This window comes from Exiguobacterium sp. s34, from assembly GCF_018617435.1.
Taxonomy (GTDB): Bacteria; Bacillota; Bacilli; order Exiguobacteriales; family Exiguobacteriaceae; genus Exiguobacterium; species Exiguobacterium aestuarii.
This window is the reverse complement of record NZ_JACSKE010000004.1, coordinates 23,039-39,106: the sequence shown is the minus strand read 5'-3', so window position 1 is coordinate 39,106 and position 16,068 is coordinate 23,039. Positions and strand designations below refer to the sequence as shown.

Here is a 16,068-nt window from a genome sequence, read left to right as displayed (position 1 = left end):
ATGAATACCTCAATACGTATTGACGCAATGTCTACACTAACATTATATTGCAGGTATATTATTTGAGCAATCGTTCAAATAATATCAAATGCTCAAATTTATTTAATCTATTCAAATTCTAATCATACTAGGAGGATCACTTATGAAAACAACGATTATTTTGGCTCATCCATGGCATGGCAGTTTCAATAAATCCATCATGGATACAACAATCGAACAATTAGTACTCAAGAAAAAAGACTACCAAATCATTGACTTAAATAAAGATCAATTTAATCCTGTTTTAAATGAATCGGATTTATCTCTTTATTCGAAAGGTCAATCTCGAGATCAACTAGTGAACCAATATCAGAAGATGCTGAGCGATAGCGATGAATTAGTTTTTATTTTTCCTGTTTGGTGGTTTGATGTACCAGCTATTTTAAAAGGCTTTTTTGACAAGGTTATGTTGAAAAATTTTGCCTATGTAGAGGAATCTACCGGATTGAAAGGATTACTCACTCATATAAAAAAGACTACTGTCATTACCACTTCGGAAGTGCCTACGTGGTATTTAAGATTTTTAGCCGGGAACCCCATTAAGGGGACTCTTATTCGCGGAACATTTAAAGGAATTGGACTTAAAAATGTGAAATGGGTGAACAGCTCATTTACGAGTAGCGGGAAAGATCGTCGAAGAAAGAAATTTTTAGATAAAGTAGCGAAGAGTATCTTAGTGTAATCTGTAGTGCACCATCAACTTTTTGTAAGTCATATATCATCTATGGCCTCAAATTTTTTAATAACCAGATAACAACATAAATTTGAGGTCAAACTTAGATAATTTTATATGAATCCTGTACCACCCTCCGCTAATTGCAATTCAATTGGAGATAGTCTTTCTTCAAGTCATTCCTTTTAAGAGATTGATGGTGAAATTCGCATTTAGTTATCGCTCTATTTTCTTAATGCATTTTACATAGTCAAGTTTCATTTCCATTTAGATGCATATCACAAATAAACGCATTCAGGCCTTTCCAAGATAATAAGGTGTAAGGTGGTTCCGTATCACTCGTTACAGGAAAACCTTCAGCAATGAGACTAGCCCGTTTGACGAATGGATCCCTTTTGCCAGACTGATACACGGCAATTTTTCGAGGCATGTCCTCATCGTCATCATAAGGTTCTGTCTTTAATCTCAATGTACTGATTTCATCTAATGAAGGAATTTCTTTTCCCTGCCAATCGTATATCTCAAAAAGTGGGTACCGATCACGTGTCCATTGCTCAATAATATCAATCACTTTTAACAGGATATATTCGGAAGAGTCCATTTGAAAACTGACAATGTCTCCTGATTTAAACGTCGTATTCGCTACAAAGCGCTTAGGAATCTTTTTAGCAAGTGGCTGAGGCTGATTCAATTGATGTTTTAACTTAAGAAGAACGGCCTCTCTTTTCTTCTTTAACTTTAAATCATCGTTCCAATTTTCTAGCTCGATTCCACTGTCAATAATCTCTACAGCATTTTGTTTTACGTGATCTTGTAATCGTCCTAGTTTCCATTGAATAAGTGCAAAGGAAAGCCAAAAAAGTATCATTTCCTCGTCATCTAATTCATCGATATGTTCTTGAATGACCCGTTCACTCGCTTGTTCATTCGAATAGCCGTCCCCTAGTAAATCTTTATAGCTAAACCGAATATCTTCGGCAAGATCATTCGATAAAATCGCCACTCCCCAAACACCCATATGATTCAACTCCTAAAAAAAGTCATCTAGAACAAGTATAAAACAATGTTCTACATGACTCTTTGAAAAATATTTATTTATGATACGGTTCATTCCGATTGATCCGATATGCTCGATAAATCTGTTCACATAATACGAGCTTCATAAGTTGATGCGGGAACGTCATCTTCGAGAACGAAATCGTATCGTCCGCTCGTTTCATCACATCGTCCGACAGACCGAGCGAACCCCCGATGACGAAAGCAATTTTACTCTTTCCATACGTTGCGAGTTGATCGAGTTCACGAGCGAACTCTTCACTCGTCCGCTGCTTCCCTTTGATCGCCAAGGCGATGACGTGCGTGTCCGGGGATATCTTCGCCAAAATTCGCTCGCCTTCCTTTTGTTTTACTAGTAACATATCTGCCTCACTCAAATGCTCGGGTGCTTTTTCGTCTGAGACCTCGATTTCCTGCACTTTTGCGTAGGCAGAGAGCCGTTTTGTATACTCGGCAATTCCTTGCTTTAAATATTTTTCTTTTAGTTTGCCGACCGTGATAATTGAAATATTCATCCAATTCTTCCTTTTTCCACAGTTTTTTTGGAGTTATCCATAGGGTTATCCACAGAGTTATCCACAAATCCACATGTTGATAATTAGTTTTTGCTTGACACAACATATGTTGCATCAGCTTCACAGAACTCACATGTCACGTGTTCACTTGTGGATAATTCCTCTAACAACGGGTACTCCCCTGTTTCATCCACAATGATGTCTAAAGCGATTTCAACATGTTCCTTGCATACTTTTTTTTCCACAGTTTTTCCTCCTTAAAAAAGAAGCGTCGCCGCTTCTTTATGTTGCTTCAGTTAAAGTCGCATCGGTTTCTCTCGTTTCCCCGCGACGTAAATACTCAATCGTAATCGTATCACCGACCGTTGCGTCTCGATAGAGCGCATCGCGTAAATCGACATATCGTTTAATCTCCCGATCTCCGATTTGCGTGATGATATCACCGACGCGGAGTCCCGCCTCTTCAGCCGGACTACCTGGTGTCACCTCTTCGACGAAGACGCCGTCTTCTTGATCGAATGAGATGCCGTATTCTTCCCGGACGTTACCGGGTACCGCAATGACTTCTTGAATCGTGACCCCGAGCTGGGCCCGCGTCACTTTGCCGTCACGCTCTAACATGTCAATGACCGGTAGCGCCACGTTCACCGGAATCGAGAAGCCGACCCCTTCCACGCTCGCTTCGGCGATTTTCATCGAATTGATCCCGACGAGCTCCCCACGAACATTGATAAGGGCACCGCCCGAATTTCCTGGGTTGATCGCTGCGTCGGTCTGGATGACTTCTGCGTTGTAATCCATCAAGCCGTCGCTATTCGTATCGACCGGCACCGTCCGTTCGACACCACTGACGATACCACGGGTGACCGAGTTTGAGAAGACACCGAGCGGATTTCCGATGGCCATGACGGTCTCACCGGCCTGTAGCACGGTGGAATCGCCAAGCACGATCGGTTTCGCATCGATATTGTCCGGCAGCTCGACTTCCGCGACCGCCAAATCATTGAGCGGGTCCTCACCTAAAATGGTCGCTGACGCAATCTGACCGTCGGAGAAGGCGATATTGATTTCATCCGCCTCTTCGATGACGTGGAAGTTCGTGACGATATACGCCGTGTTCCCTTCGACTTTATAAATGACGCCAGAGCCTGCGCCCGCCTCCCACTGCGAGTCTGAGGTGAAGGCACGCTGGATGTTCGTAATGCTGACGACGGACGTCTTCGCCCCGAGGACAGCGGTCGTGACGTCAGATTCGGTGACGGTCACGGCTTGCTCGGTCCGGGTCAGTTCGTTCGTCACAAAACGAGAGGTCGGCGAATCCCAGAGCATTACTGTGACAAAAAACAAAGCCGCTCCTAAGAATCCGCCAACCCCTCCGAGTAACAACGGTTTTATATTCGGTCTCGGCTTGTGGCGTACGTACTCTTCTTGCTTCGGACGCCATTCACTACGAGACGGATACGTCGGTTTTTCTTCTTTTGCTTCGTGTGCTTCAGGTTCGACGTCTTGAGGTTCATACTCATGGTGTCTCTCTTCGTTCACGACGCGTCCCCCCTTCAAGACAGTGTGATAACTGTCTTTTCCCAAGTTTCCTTATAAAGAAACGAGCGAAGTGGGGATTGTCGGGTCCGTATCGCACAATTTAATGCGACCTAAGTCGACGTCCCGCATGCCGAGTGTTTGCGAGACGCTCATTTGCGCGAGCTCCTTCATATTGTTGTCCTTGCTTAAATGGGCCAAATAGATCCGTTTCGTCCGGTCACCGATGACCTCACTCATCGCAATCGCCGCATCCTCATTCGAGACGTGACCATAGTCCCCAAGGATACGTCGTTTGACGCTCCACGGGTAACGTCCCATCTGCAGCATCGAGACGTCATGGTTTGACTCAAAGATAAAGTCGTCAGCTCCGCGGATAATCCCTTTCATCCGGTCTGAGACGTAGCCGGTATCGGTGATATGGGCCAAGCGTTTCCCGTCGTGGGCAAACTGATAAAACATCGGGTCTGCTGCATCGTGACTCACGTTGAACGTCTCGATTTCAATATCACCGAACTGCTTCACGTCCCCTACCTCGATATGAAACTTCAAAGCCGGGTCAATCTTTCCGATGAGTGATTCCATCGCTTCCCACGTCTTCGCATTCGCATAAATCGGTAAGTTATACTTTCGTGCCAATATCCCTACACCTTTAATATGGTCGGAGTGCTCATGGGTGACGAGCAGTGCATCGATCCCATCAAACGACCGACCGATGGCTTCGATGCGTTGTTGCATCGCTTTCCCGGTCAATCCGGCATCGACGAGCAGCTTCGTCCGTTCCGTCTCGATATAGAGGGCGTTCCCAGTCGATCCGCTCGCTAACACACTATACTGTAAACTCACACCACCACTCCTTTCATTCTTTCGTTTCGAACTCGACGCGCTCTACCGTCCCATCGATGGCATTGACGAAATACACATGATCGTCGATCGCGATCGACCAGAGCGGTGGCATGATAATCAAACCGCCAGAGCTGTCGAGTGGTAAGCTATAAAACCCTGTGTTGATGGCCCGCATCTCTTGGTTCGGTTGGAAATACTTCCGTGACGCGAGTTGAGAGATGGCTTCACTGGCCGTTAACACGAGATCGTCCTGCGGTTTTGATGAGATGTCTTTCAAGTGACGTTGTTTATAATCCGTCACTTCATATTCCTCATTCAATTGAATCAAGATGAGGGATGGTCCGATATACATCTCCGAATCTCCCTCGACTTCGGGTGCCGAGAAAATCTTATTGTCTTCAAACGTTTGGACGAAGGCGATTTGTCTCGTCTTTTCATCATATCGCCAGTATGCATACTCTTCTCCGAACGGGACATATTCTGCCACGAACGTCGAAGCGGTCGTTCTCAAATCTTTTGCATCGAGCGGCACCGGCTGCTTCAGTTCGACTTCGAGTTGCATGTTGTCGAGCGTCGTCGCCAGTTGGGCATCACGATTTTTCGTGATCATCGCGGCCGACATCTCTTCAGACGACCCCGTCAAATATCCGATATCCCGACCCATTCGTGGCAATTTTGCCGGGTCGACATTTCGTTGATCTAAAATTTGTGCAATCGACGTATTGTCATTCGTCACGACTTCAGTCGCCCATGTTTCGGTCACCAATTGGAACAACAGATAGATGTTCAGGGCGAGGAAGGCGAAGATTAAAATCGTTTTCGCTTTACTCCAATCCACGATACATCATCCTTTCTGTCCAATCTTCTGACTGATTGTATGGGACCCAACGTCCGGCTTCACGTACGAACCAATTCGGTGAGAACGTCACATATCGGCTCGTATCTTCGTTATATTCAATCTCATAACCGATTCGAATCTCGGTCACGTTCTCAAACCGTCCAGAATTGATAAGTGTACCGAGTACTTCTTCTGCGTCAGCCAGCTGCGTCGTGCCGACTGTGATCAAGCGGTCAATCTCTAAGTGATGTCGTGTGATCGATCGGACTTGTGCCCCGTCGTTTTCCACACGCAATGTGGATAAGTCGATGGCGTCATTGTTTATAAACGCCTCACGTTGGCTAAAGACCGGGAATCCTTTCACATGAAAACGGAATACGGTCGTTTCAAAGCCTTTGTTCGCCGGTGTGATCGCATCGAAACGAAGCGAGAGTCCTTGATTCTCCGAAGACTCGTCGACCCATCCACCATGGAAATTCACGAATTCGACAATCGAATCCAACCCGAGTGCCGTTTCACGCTCGGTGCTGTTCCGAGACAAGTTCCGATAGCGACTCGCGTTCAGCTTCGCGTCATATTCTGCTACGCTGACACCATTCGTCAATGCACCGACCGAACTTGCCGGATCGACTTCTTGGACGTTCGGGTCGCCTGGGAAGAACGTGTCCCGCATCCAGTCGAGACGCGCATCGATTTGAATCGACGATACGTCATACGCGAACAACTCATTCATCTCTGGTCCGACGACCGGGATGTAGTTCACGCGTTCATCCGTATACGTCACCCGTTTCATCGTGCGACCCGAGTTTTTCAAGAACAGACTGTTCACGTCGCCGTTTCCAACCTTCGTCAACTTCCCTTCCCAAATCGATTGGTCACTCATGATCGTCCGGATAGTAAACGCATTGTCGTCCATGTAGATGAGCACACGCTGCGGAATCTTCCCAGACAGACTGTACGTGCCCGGCAACATGTAGCTGAGCGTATCCGCATAGTAAGCTTCCGGTAAAATCAACTCGAGCCCTTCGTTGATATCTGTGTAAAAGCTCGGGATATTCTTCGCGGCGAGCGGTTTGAACTCACTCGCTTCAAACGTATCCCGAATGACCCGCATCAACTGCTTCGGGGTGTTCTTCGAAGCGAAGACGGCGTTGTTGTCATGAACGACCGCCTGCACCGGAATGACGACTTGATTCGCCCGGCGTTGTAATGATTCGTCCACCGTCGTCAGCTGTGTCTCCGATTGGACTGACTGATAGGTGGGATGATAATCCCACAAAATGATGGTTTGAACAATCGACGTGACGATTAACGTGAGCAAAAGCAACGACTTCCACAGTTCTGGCTTTGCAATCGTAAACCGTTTCATCAATCATTCACCTCCACAATCGTATCGAACGGAATCGTGAAGTAAATCGTCGTGCCGCAGCCAAATTCACTCTCTGCCCAGATGTCCCCACCGTGAGCGGATACGACTTCTTTGGCAATCGATAGACCGAGTCCGGTTCCACCGATATTACGCGCCCGCGCCTTATCGACACGATAGAAGCGTTCGAAAATTTTCTTCAAGTTCGACTTCGGAATCCCGACCCCTTCATCCTTGATGCCGATGACGAGGCGTTTCGCCCGAAGCATCGTCCGGAACGTGATCGTACCGCCCTCCGGCGAGAACTTGATGGCATTCGTGATGATGTTATCAATCACTTGTGTCATCTTATCCTGGTCGGCATGCACATACACGCGGCGTTTCATCAGTTTCCGGCGGAATTGAATCGCGTCACCTTTCGTCATCTCGTGACGGTCGATGATGTCGTTAAAGAACTGCACGAAGTCGAACTTCACTTTCTGCATCTTATATTCTTTACTGTCCATCTTCGAGAGTTGCAACAAGTCGTTGACGAGGCGAATCATTCGCTCCGTCTCGTTTTGCGTCGTCTCTAGGAAACGCGGTGCCAACTCATCGTCCTGATAGGCGCCTTCTGCAAGGACCTCCAAGTAACTGCGCATCGTCGTGAGCGGTGTCCGCAACTCGTGACTGACGTTTGCGACGAACTCACGGCGATCTTGTTCGACCTGCTCTTGTTCGGTGACGTCGTGCAAGACGACGATGAGACCTGTGATCGGCCCGCTATGTTTTTGAATCGGTGAGAAATAGGCTCGGACGAGGAACAGTTCCTCATCCGTACTGAGGTCAATCAGTTTCGCCGGCATCGTCCCATCCTCCGGGATGACAATCTCTTCTTCGAACGCGAGGAGGCTTTGTAAATTCATTCCCATCGCCTCTTCTTCGTCGACCCCGATCATATCGCGTGCCTGGTCGTTCATTAAAATGACCCGTAACGAACGGTCGGTCGCGACCACACCGTCCGACATGTTCTCGAGGACACTCGTCAATCGGCGACGCTCGGCTTCCGTCGTTGCGTTCGCCTCCATCAACTCGTCTGTCAATTCGTTGAACGCATATGCGAGTTGACCGACCTCGTCATCCGAGTACACTTTAACTTTCCGCGAGAAGTTCCCTTTTCGCATCTCGACGGCTTGCCGACGCATATCGGCAATCGGTCGTGTGATCGTTCGAGATAACAGGATACCGAGGAAGGACGTGATGATCAATGCGATGACCGTCCCTGTTGCGAGGATGCGGATGACTTGTTCCATCTGGTTATAGATGGATTGCATCGATGCCTCGATATAGATCATGCCGATTGTGGTCCCGTCTACTTCCGATTTGACTGGAACGGCGACGACGCGCATCCGATCATTCGAATCTTCATAGACGAGCGTCTCTTGTGCGCCGCCTGTCGCGAATGATTTTTGAATAAACGTACTCGCCGTCCGTTGTCCGACGAGACTTTGATTATTTTGGTTCGAGGTCGCCCGTACGACACTGTTCGTGTCGATGATTTGGACTTCTCGAATGTCGTCAGCTAGCGTCGTGCTCTCGGTAAAGTCAGACAGCAGCTGATCCAGTAACTGGTTCAACTGCTGGTCCGTGGTCGAGTCACTCTCGTTCGCGGCGATCCCCTCACTGACGTTATAGCTCAGTAGGTTCGCCCGGTCGACGAGTGACTGCGAGAAGTTGTTGATGTATTGCCGTTCCAAAGAACGCACAAAGTACACGCCGATGACTTGCATCGCAACGAGAATGAGCAGCGCATAGATGACGACGAGCTTCCACTGGATTGATTTAAAGAAGTTCGTCCGTTTCATCGTTTAATCTTCTTCTCCTGCCTTCAAATAATACCCGACTCCGCGACGTGTGATGATATACGTCGGTGTCGATGGGTTGTCTTCTACTTTTTCGCGAAGACGGCGTACGGTGACATCCACGGTACGAACGTCCCCGAAGTAATCATAGCCCCATACGGTTTGGAGCAAATGCTCACGCGTCATCACTTGGCCGATATTTTGCGCGAGGTAATGAATCAATTCGAACTCGCGATGCGTCAGCTCAATCTTCTCTTCCCGTTTCGTCACCATGTACGAGTCCGGGTGAATCGTCAAGTCGCCGATCACGATATCGTTTGCGTTCGCCCCTTTTGCTTCAGGCGCCGGCGCTGTCGCATGACGTCGCATGTTCGCTTTGACGCGAGCCAACAACTCACGTGAGCTGAACGGTTTCGTGACGTAATCGTCCGCACCAAGCTCTAACCCGAGCACCTTATCGATCTCTGAGTCTTTCGCCGTCAACATGATGATTGGCATGTCATACTTCTTGCGTACCTCACGGCATACTTCCATACCGTCTTTGAGCGGAAGCATGATATCGAGTAAGATGAGATCCGGTTGAATCTCTTCCACTTTCACGAGCGCTTCTTCGCCGTCATAGGCGACATGCACCTGATAACCTTCTTTTTCAAGTTTAAACTTCAATATATCTGCGATTGGTTGTTCGTCATCTACCACTAAAATCGTACGATCCATTCAGTGAGTCCTCCTCTTATCATTAAACGTACATGCCTACATTGTAACTCTTTTTATACAGCTTAGAAAGCGTGGTCCATTTCCGTGGAAATGAAAAAGAGAGCCGCGATGGCTCCCTTTCTTATGCTTCGTAAATGTCACGCAAGATGACCGTCTGCTCACGAGCCGGTCCGACCGAGAAGGTCAATAACTCAATACCCGTCAATTCTTCGATGCGACGCACGTAACGCTTCGCATTCTCTGGAAGATCGTCGAAGTTACGGACGCCCGTAATATCTTCTGTCCAGCCAGGAAGTTCTTCGTACACTGGTACACACTTCTCAAGGACACGGAAGTTCGGTGGGTATTCGTCAAGATGCTTTCCTTCGTACTCATACGATGTACAAATCTTGAGCGTCTCAAGACCTGTCAATACATCGATTGAGTTGAGGCAAAGATCTGTGATCCCGCTGACACGACGTGAGTGACGGACGACGACCGAGTCGAACCAGCCGACACGACGTGGACGGCCTGTTGTCGTTCCGTATTCTTTCCCGACTTCACGGATTGTATGACCAATCTCATCATCGAGTTGTGTCGGGAACGGACCGTCACCGACGCGTGACGTGTATGCCTTACAGACGCCGACAACGTGATGAATTTTCGATGGGCCGATTCCGGCACCACTTGATACACCACCAGACGCTGCGTTCGACGATGTGACGAACGGGTACGTTCCGTGGTCGATATCGAGAAGGACACCTTGTGCTCCCTCAAAGAGAACCTTCTTCTCTTCGTCGAGCGCATCGTTCAAGACGACAGATGTATCACACACGTATTTCGCGAACTGTTGGCCATACGCGTAGTACTCTTCAAAGATATCATCAAATTCGACTGGGTCGACCTCATACATTTTCACGAACATGCGGTTTTTCAATTCGAGAACGGTCTTTAATTTCTCCGCAAACACTTCTTTGTCGAGAAGGTCCGCGATACGAATCCCGATGCGTGCCGCTTTGTCCATGTATGCTGGACCGATTCCTTTAAGTGTCGTCCCGACTTTCGCATCACCTTTTGCATCTTCCTCTAAACGGTCTTGAAGTTGGTGATACGGCAAGATGATATGCGCCCGGTTCGAGATACGGAGGTTGTCCGTGCTCACACCGCGTTCATGTAAGTAAGCAAGTTCCGTCACGAGTGATTTCGGGTTGACGACCATTCCGTTCCCGATGACACACGTCTTATCCGAATAGAAGATACCCGACGGAATGAGGTGAAGTTTATATTTCGTATCATTGAAGACGATCGTGTGACCAGCGTTGTCTCCCCCTTGATAACGCGCGACGACTTCGGCTTGTTTCGATAAGAAATCGGTGATTTTCCCTTTCCCTTCATCGCCCCACTGCGTTCCCACTACGACTACTGATGACATAATGAATCCTCCTTATTAATCAACGTTCTGTTCAAACCATCCGTAAGTGTACACTTGAAAAGCAAGAAAGTCAATCCAATACCGAACGTTTTATACAACATGTAACTATTCGTTCGTTATTTTACGACTGACCTATACAAAAAAAGACACCACCGACGTTACATCGGTGGCGCAAAGGCTTGTGTCTCCATATTGACGAACTTGTTGTACTCTTTCCGAAAGGAGAGCTTGACCGTGCCGGTCGGACCGTTACGTTGTTTCGCAATGATGATTTCAATCGTATTGGCGTCTTCACTCTCTTTATCGTAATAGTCATCACGATAGAGGAAGGCAACGATATCGGCATCCTGCTCAATCGCTCCCGATTCACGGATATCCGACATCATCGGGCGCTTGTCTTGACGGCTCTCTACTCCACGTGAGAGCTGCGACAAGGCGATGACGGGTACTTGGAGTTCCCGCGCAATCGCTTTGAGCGTACGCGAGATTTCGGAAACTTCCTGTTGGCGGTTCTCGCCCGGCTTCCCGTTCCCGACGATGAGCTGCAAGTAGTCAATCATGATCATCCCGAGACCATGTTCTTGCTTCAAGCGACGACATTTCGCCCGAATCTCGTTGACACGAAGACCTGGCGTATCGTCGATATAGATGCCCGCTTGGGAGAGCGATGACATCGCAAGTGACAAGCGACCCCAGTCTTCCGCTTCAAGACGACCGGTCCGAAGGCGTTGGGCATCGATATTCCCTTCCGCACACAACATACGCATGACGAGCTGTTCCGCACCCATCTCTAAACTGAAGATGGCGACGTTCTCACCCGTACGGACGGCAACGTTTTGCGAGATGTTCAAGGCGAATGCGGTCTTCCCGACAGATGGACGAGCGGCCACGATAATCAAATCGTTTCGTTGGAAACCGGCCGTCATCTTATCCAAATCGGTAAACCCTGTCGCAATACCGGTGATTTCACCGCTCGACTGATGCAGCTTTTCAATCGTCGAATAGGCATCCGATAGGACGGAACCAATCGGATGGAAACTCGATTGCCCCTTACGTTGCGATACTTTTAAAATGTTCCGTTCTGCATCTGAGAGGACAGAATCGACCTCATCTTGGCGCTCATAACCATCTGAAACGATATTTGTCGCCGTTCGAATCAGGCGACGAAGTGCTGCTTTTTGGTCGACGACATTCAAATAATAGCCGATGTTCCCGATGGCCGGGACCGATTCCGCGACCTCAGCCAAATAGTTGAGGCCGCCGATTTCGTCTAAGATGCCTTGTGCCTGAAGCTCTGAACTGAGCGTGACCAAGTCGACAAGTTCACCCCGGTCATTGATCTTTAACATCGCTTCAAAGATGCGTTGGTGGCTGACGCGATAAAAGTCGTCCGGGTCGACCCGCTCTGAGGCCGTGATCAGCCGGTCCGAATCGAGGATGATCGCCCCTAAGACGGCTTGCTCCGCTTCCACGCTATGTGGTGGTGTATTGACTTGAATCGCATCACTCATCCGTCTCTACCTCACCTTCAGGCTTCTTGTACATGTACGTTCAACGTCGCGACGACGTCATGGTGCAACTTCACTGGCACTTTTGTGAAACCGAGCGCCTTGATCGGGTGCTCGAGCTCGATTTTACGCTTATCGATTTTGTAGCCCATCGATTTGAGGGCATCTGCGATTTGTTTGCTCGTGACCGATCCGAACACGCGTCCACCTTCACCGGCTTTCGTCGTAACGGCAATCGTCTCTTTTTCAAGTTTCGCTTTGAGTTGTTGCGCTTCTTTCAACTCTTCTTCTGCCGCTTCTTCGGCACGACGCTCTTTCGCTGCGAACGCTTTTAAGTTTCCAGGTGTCGCTTCAACCGCCAAGTTTTTCTTGAACAAGACGTTTTTTGCGTAAGCATCGGCTACGTTCTTCACTTCTCCAGCTTTCCCTTGCCCTTTTACATCTACTTTCAAAATGACTTTCATTCTAATTCCTCTCCTTCAGTATCATCTGTCAAATAATGATCAATCGCCTCTTTTAACAAGACGTTTGCTTGTTCGCGACTCATCTCGAGTTGTGTCGCCGCATTCGTCAAATGTCCGCCCCCATCGAGCATTTCCATGATGACTTGGACGTTGACGTCACCAAGCGACCTAGCGCTGATGCCCGTTCGCCCATCTGGTAAAATCGCGATGACGAACGAGGCTTTGACACCTTCCATATTGAGCAATTGGTCTGCCGACTGGGCAATCAATACTTGATGATGAGCCTCGTCGTCAGAAGCGACCGCAATCGCCATACCATCTGCGTAAATCTCGGTGTTTTTCAAAATCTGTGACTGCTCGATATAGGCATCGAGGTCTTGACGCATGAAGTGCTGCACGAGCACCGTGTCAGCTCCCTGAATGCGTAAGTAGGACGCCGCATCGAACGTACGTGAACCTGTGCGGAGCGTAAAGCCTTTCGTATCGACCATGATTCCTGCAAGAAGTGACGTCGCCTCGAGAATCGAGAGCTTGCGACTTCCCGCCTGATACTCGATCAACTCCGTGACGAGCTCACATGTCGATGAGGCGTAAGGCTCCATGTACACCAGGACCGGGTCCTCGATGAATTCTTCCCCGCGACGATGGTGGTCGATTACGACGACGCGCTCCGCCCGATACAAGATATCCTTTGAAATGACGAGTGAAGGACGATGCGTGTCGACGACGACAAGGAGTGTCTGTTCGTCGATGAGCGGCTGTGCTTCATATTCGGTCAAGAACTGACTATATAAGGAGTCATCGTTCTCCACTTCTTGAACGAGCCGTTGAATACCGATGCTCGTCTCACCTGACGGCATCACTACGTACGCCTCACGTCCGACAAACTCAGCCAATTTCATGATCCCGATGGAAGCTCCGAGCGAGTCCATATCTGGATTTTTATGTCCCATGATGAGGACGCGGCTCGACTCCCGAATCAAATCACGCATCGAGTTCGAGATGACACGTGCCCGGACGCGCGTCCGTTTCTCCGTCGGATTTGTCTTTCCTCCAAAGAAGCGGACTTTTCCGTTATGACGTTTGACGACGGCCTGGTCACCACCGCGACCTAGTCCGAGATCGAGGCTCGATTGCGATAAATTACCGAGCTCCGTCAATGTCGTCTCTCCACATCCAATTCCAATCGATAACGTCAACGGAATTTTTTGTTCCTTCGTCGCATCGCGCACTTCATCCAAAATCGAAAAACGATTGTTTTCAAGTTCGGATAACGTCCGCTCGTTCATGACGAGGAAAAAGCGGTCTGCTGCCGTACGGCGCATGTAGACATGATGTCGCTGCGCCCATTGGTTGAGAAGCACCGTCACACGACGATTCACGTCACTGCGCACTTGCTCATCCACCGCAGTCGACATCTCGTCATAGTTATCTAAATACAAAATACCAATGACCGTTTGTGTTTGAACATACTTTTGCTCAATCTCCGCTTCTTCGGTCATGTCAAACAAATATAGTGTTTGATGTGTTTGATTGTAATAGACACGGTAGACGCGGTCACCCACTTCAATCGTGGCTTCATCCTCTTCTTCTTCAATCAATTCATCGAATGCGGAATGGAGCGCATCGAGCGGTACACCAATCGCCATATCGAGTTCGAAGATCAATCGCGATTGTTCGTTAAACCAACTGATGCGTCGGTCTTGATCAAAGACTAAAATCCCGATCGGCATCGTCGTCAACGCTTCTTTCCCGACCTCCTCGATTTGATGAGAGAGTGAGAGGACATACTGTTCCCAATTTTTACGTTCCCGTCGCATCGTCACTTGCTGATAGATATAAAAGATCAGCGTGCCCATAAACAGGGTGATTGCTGCCACAATGCTGTAGAACGCCAATCCAAACGAGACAAAAAATCCAATCACATATGGAATCATGTGCCGCGCGTATTGGTTCTTCACGGATGTTATTGCTTCACCACTGTGCATGTATGCCTCCTAAAATGAGTAATGTTCACCCATGGAATCGTAAAGGTTTCTGCTCTATCATACCATATTCGTCGGTTTCACTTACACACTTACAAACGAGGTAAAATACAAAAAAACGACTTATCCAAAAGGATAAGCCGTTCGTCAAACATTACTCTGCAACGTATGGAAGCAAAGCCATTTGACGTGAGCGCTTGATAGCGACAGTAAGTGGACGTTGGTATTTCGCTGAAGTACCAGTCACACGACGTGGAAGAATTTTACCACGCTCCGAAACGAAGCGTTTGAGCAATTCTACGTCTTTATAATCGATATGAGTGATGTTGTTCGACGTAAAGAAACATACTTTACGACGACGACGACCTCCTGGACGACGTGCCATGTGAAGACCTCCTTTATAAGTTAGTTTTGGTTGTCAATGATGATTAGAATGGCAGATCATCATCTGACAAGTCGATTTTGCCGCCACCCGAGAACGGATCTGCGTCAAAACCTTTATTCGAATTCGAGGACTGAGATGAAGTCGAAGCAGCTCCTGCGCCCCATCCTGATCCACTTGATTCACCACCACCGAAGACATCTCCAGATGGTGCTTGCTCACGTTGCCCTGAGGCTCCGCGTGGTTCAAGGAAGCGTACGCTGTCGGCGACTACTTCTGCCCGGTAACGACGTTGGCCATCTTGTCCTTCGTAACTACTGATTTGAAGGCGACCGTCAACGCCGGCCATGCTGCCCTTTTTCAAGTATTGTGCTACGTTCTCTGCTTGTTTGCGCCAAACGACGCAATCAATAAAGTCCGTCTCGCGCTTCCCATCTTGTCCAGCGAATGGACGATCGCAAGCGAGAGTAAGGCGTGTTACGGCGATTCCGCTCTGCGTATAACGCATTTCCGGATCGCGAGTCAATCGACCAACTAACACAACTCGGTTAATCATCTCCAAGCTCCCCTTTCACGATACGAGACGTTAAGGATTAACGCTCGTCTTTTGTTGTCATTTGACGGACAACGTCGTCAGAGATCTTCATGAGACGCTCTGTTTCTTGGATCGCTTTAGGTTCAGCAACGATGTTAAGAAGAACGTAGTGTCCTTCGCGCATCTTGTTGATTTCATAAGCGAAACGACGTTTACCCATGTCTGTTGTTTTTTCAACAGTACCACCGTTTTCAGTGATGACGTTGTTGAAGCGCTCGATTAAAGCTTTCTTCGCTTCCTCATCAACTGATGGACGGATAATGTAAAGAAGTTCGTATTTACGCATTATCTTT

Annotated in this window: 17 protein-coding genes; 1 reads left to right on the top strand and 16 read right to left on the bottom strand. The window is 48.3% G+C overall.

The genetic code is table 11. The annotated features are described in order from the left end of the window. Positions 1-142 precede the first annotated feature (142 nt). Complete coding sequence (locus KNO87_RS09620; RefSeq protein ID WP_214696558.1) at positions 143-721, top strand: NAD(P)H-dependent oxidoreductase; 579 nt, start codon at positions 143-145, stop codon at positions 719-721. Between the two features lie 241 nt (positions 722-962). Here the strand turns inward: KNO87_RS09620 and KNO87_RS09615 are convergent, their stop codons facing one another. From KNO87_RS09615 to rpsF, 16 genes are all read right to left on the bottom strand, one after another. Beyond that, positions 963-1,730 carry a hypothetical protein gene (locus KNO87_RS09615; RefSeq protein WP_214795799.1) on the bottom strand — a complete coding sequence of 256 codons (768 nt, stop codon included), beginning with the start codon at positions 1,728-1,730 and terminating at the stop codon, positions 963-965. Positions 1,731-1,803: 73 nt separating this feature from the next. Then, positions 1,804-2,283 (bottom strand): 23S rRNA (pseudouridine(1915)-N(3))-methyltransferase RlmH, encoded by a 480-nt coding sequence (gene rlmH, locus KNO87_RS09610; protein WP_015880244.1) that lies wholly within the window; start codon positions 2,281-2,283, stop codon positions 1,804-1,806. Between the two features lie 83 nt (positions 2,284-2,366). Next, positions 2,367-2,528, bottom strand: a complete 162-nt coding sequence (locus KNO87_RS09605) for a CxxH/CxxC protein (RefSeq protein ID WP_214789962.1) — start codon at positions 2,526-2,528, stop codon at positions 2,367-2,369. Between the two features lie 37 nt (positions 2,529-2,565). Continuing rightward, positions 2,566-3,825 (bottom strand): S1C family serine protease, encoded by a 1,260-nt coding sequence (locus KNO87_RS09600; RefSeq protein ID WP_214795797.1) that lies wholly within the window; start codon positions 3,823-3,825, stop codon positions 2,566-2,568. A gap of 51 nt (positions 3,826-3,876) precedes the next feature. Next, positions 3,877-4,668, bottom strand: a complete 792-nt coding sequence (locus tag KNO87_RS09595) for an MBL fold metallo-hydrolase (protein ID WP_214795795.1) — start codon at positions 4,666-4,668, stop codon at positions 3,877-3,879. Positions 4,669-4,681: 13 nt separating this feature from the next. Then, positions 4,682-5,506, bottom strand: a complete 825-nt coding sequence (locus KNO87_RS09590) for a two-component system regulatory protein YycI (RefSeq protein ID WP_214795793.1) — start codon at positions 5,504-5,506, stop codon at positions 4,682-4,684. Beyond that, on the bottom strand, positions 5,493-6,875 hold the full coding sequence (gene yycH, locus KNO87_RS09585) for a two-component system activity regulator YycH (protein WP_214795791.1): 1,383 nt from the start codon (positions 6,873-6,875) through the stop codon (positions 5,493-5,495). The genes KNO87_RS09590 and yycH overlap by 14 nt, the downstream gene beginning before the upstream one ends. Next, complete coding sequence (walK, locus tag KNO87_RS09580) at positions 6,875-8,716, bottom strand: cell wall metabolism sensor histidine kinase WalK (RefSeq protein ID WP_214795789.1); 1,842 nt, start codon at positions 8,714-8,716, stop codon at positions 6,875-6,877. The genes yycH and walK overlap by 1 nt, the downstream gene beginning before the upstream one ends. 3 nt (positions 8,717-8,719) lie before the next feature. Beyond that, positions 8,720-9,430: a response regulator YycF gene (yycF, locus tag KNO87_RS09575; protein ID WP_214696534.1), complete on the bottom strand. Its 711-nt coding sequence runs from the start codon at positions 9,428-9,430 to the stop codon at positions 8,720-8,722. Positions 9,431-9,551: 121 nt separating this feature from the next. Beyond that, positions 9,552-10,841: an adenylosuccinate synthase gene (locus KNO87_RS09570; RefSeq protein WP_214789946.1), complete on the bottom strand. Its 1,290-nt coding sequence runs from the start codon at positions 10,839-10,841 to the stop codon at positions 9,552-9,554. A 158-nt stretch (positions 10,842-10,999) separates the two neighbouring features. Then, entirely contained in the window at positions 11,000-12,352 is a 1,353-nt protein-coding gene (dnaB, locus tag KNO87_RS09565; RefSeq protein ID WP_015880235.1) for a replicative DNA helicase, read from the bottom strand. A 17-nt stretch (positions 12,353-12,369) separates the two neighbouring features. Next, positions 12,370-12,813 (bottom strand): 50S ribosomal protein L9, encoded by a 444-nt coding sequence (rplI, locus tag KNO87_RS09560; RefSeq protein ID WP_214696532.1) that lies wholly within the window; start codon positions 12,811-12,813, stop codon positions 12,370-12,372. Beyond that, positions 12,810-14,801: a DHH family phosphoesterase gene (locus KNO87_RS09555; protein WP_214789944.1), complete on the bottom strand. Its 1,992-nt coding sequence runs from the start codon at positions 14,799-14,801 to the stop codon at positions 12,810-12,812. The genes rplI and KNO87_RS09555 overlap by 4 nt, the downstream gene beginning before the upstream one ends. Positions 14,802-14,952: 151 nt before the next feature. Further along, a complete protein-coding gene (gene rpsR, locus KNO87_RS09550) occupies positions 14,953-15,183 on the bottom strand; it encodes a 30S ribosomal protein S18 (protein ID WP_015880232.1) in 231 nt (76 codons plus the stop codon). A gap of 43 nt (positions 15,184-15,226) precedes the next feature. Then, complete coding sequence (gene ssb / locus KNO87_RS09545) at positions 15,227-15,736, bottom strand: single-stranded DNA-binding protein (protein WP_015880231.1); 510 nt, start codon at positions 15,734-15,736, stop codon at positions 15,227-15,229. Between the two features lie 37 nt (positions 15,737-15,773). Beyond that, positions 15,774-16,061 (bottom strand): 30S ribosomal protein S6, encoded by a 288-nt coding sequence (gene rpsF / locus KNO87_RS09540; protein ID WP_074034039.1) that lies wholly within the window; start codon positions 16,059-16,061, stop codon positions 15,774-15,776. Between the last annotated feature and the right edge of the window lie 7 nt (positions 16,062-16,068).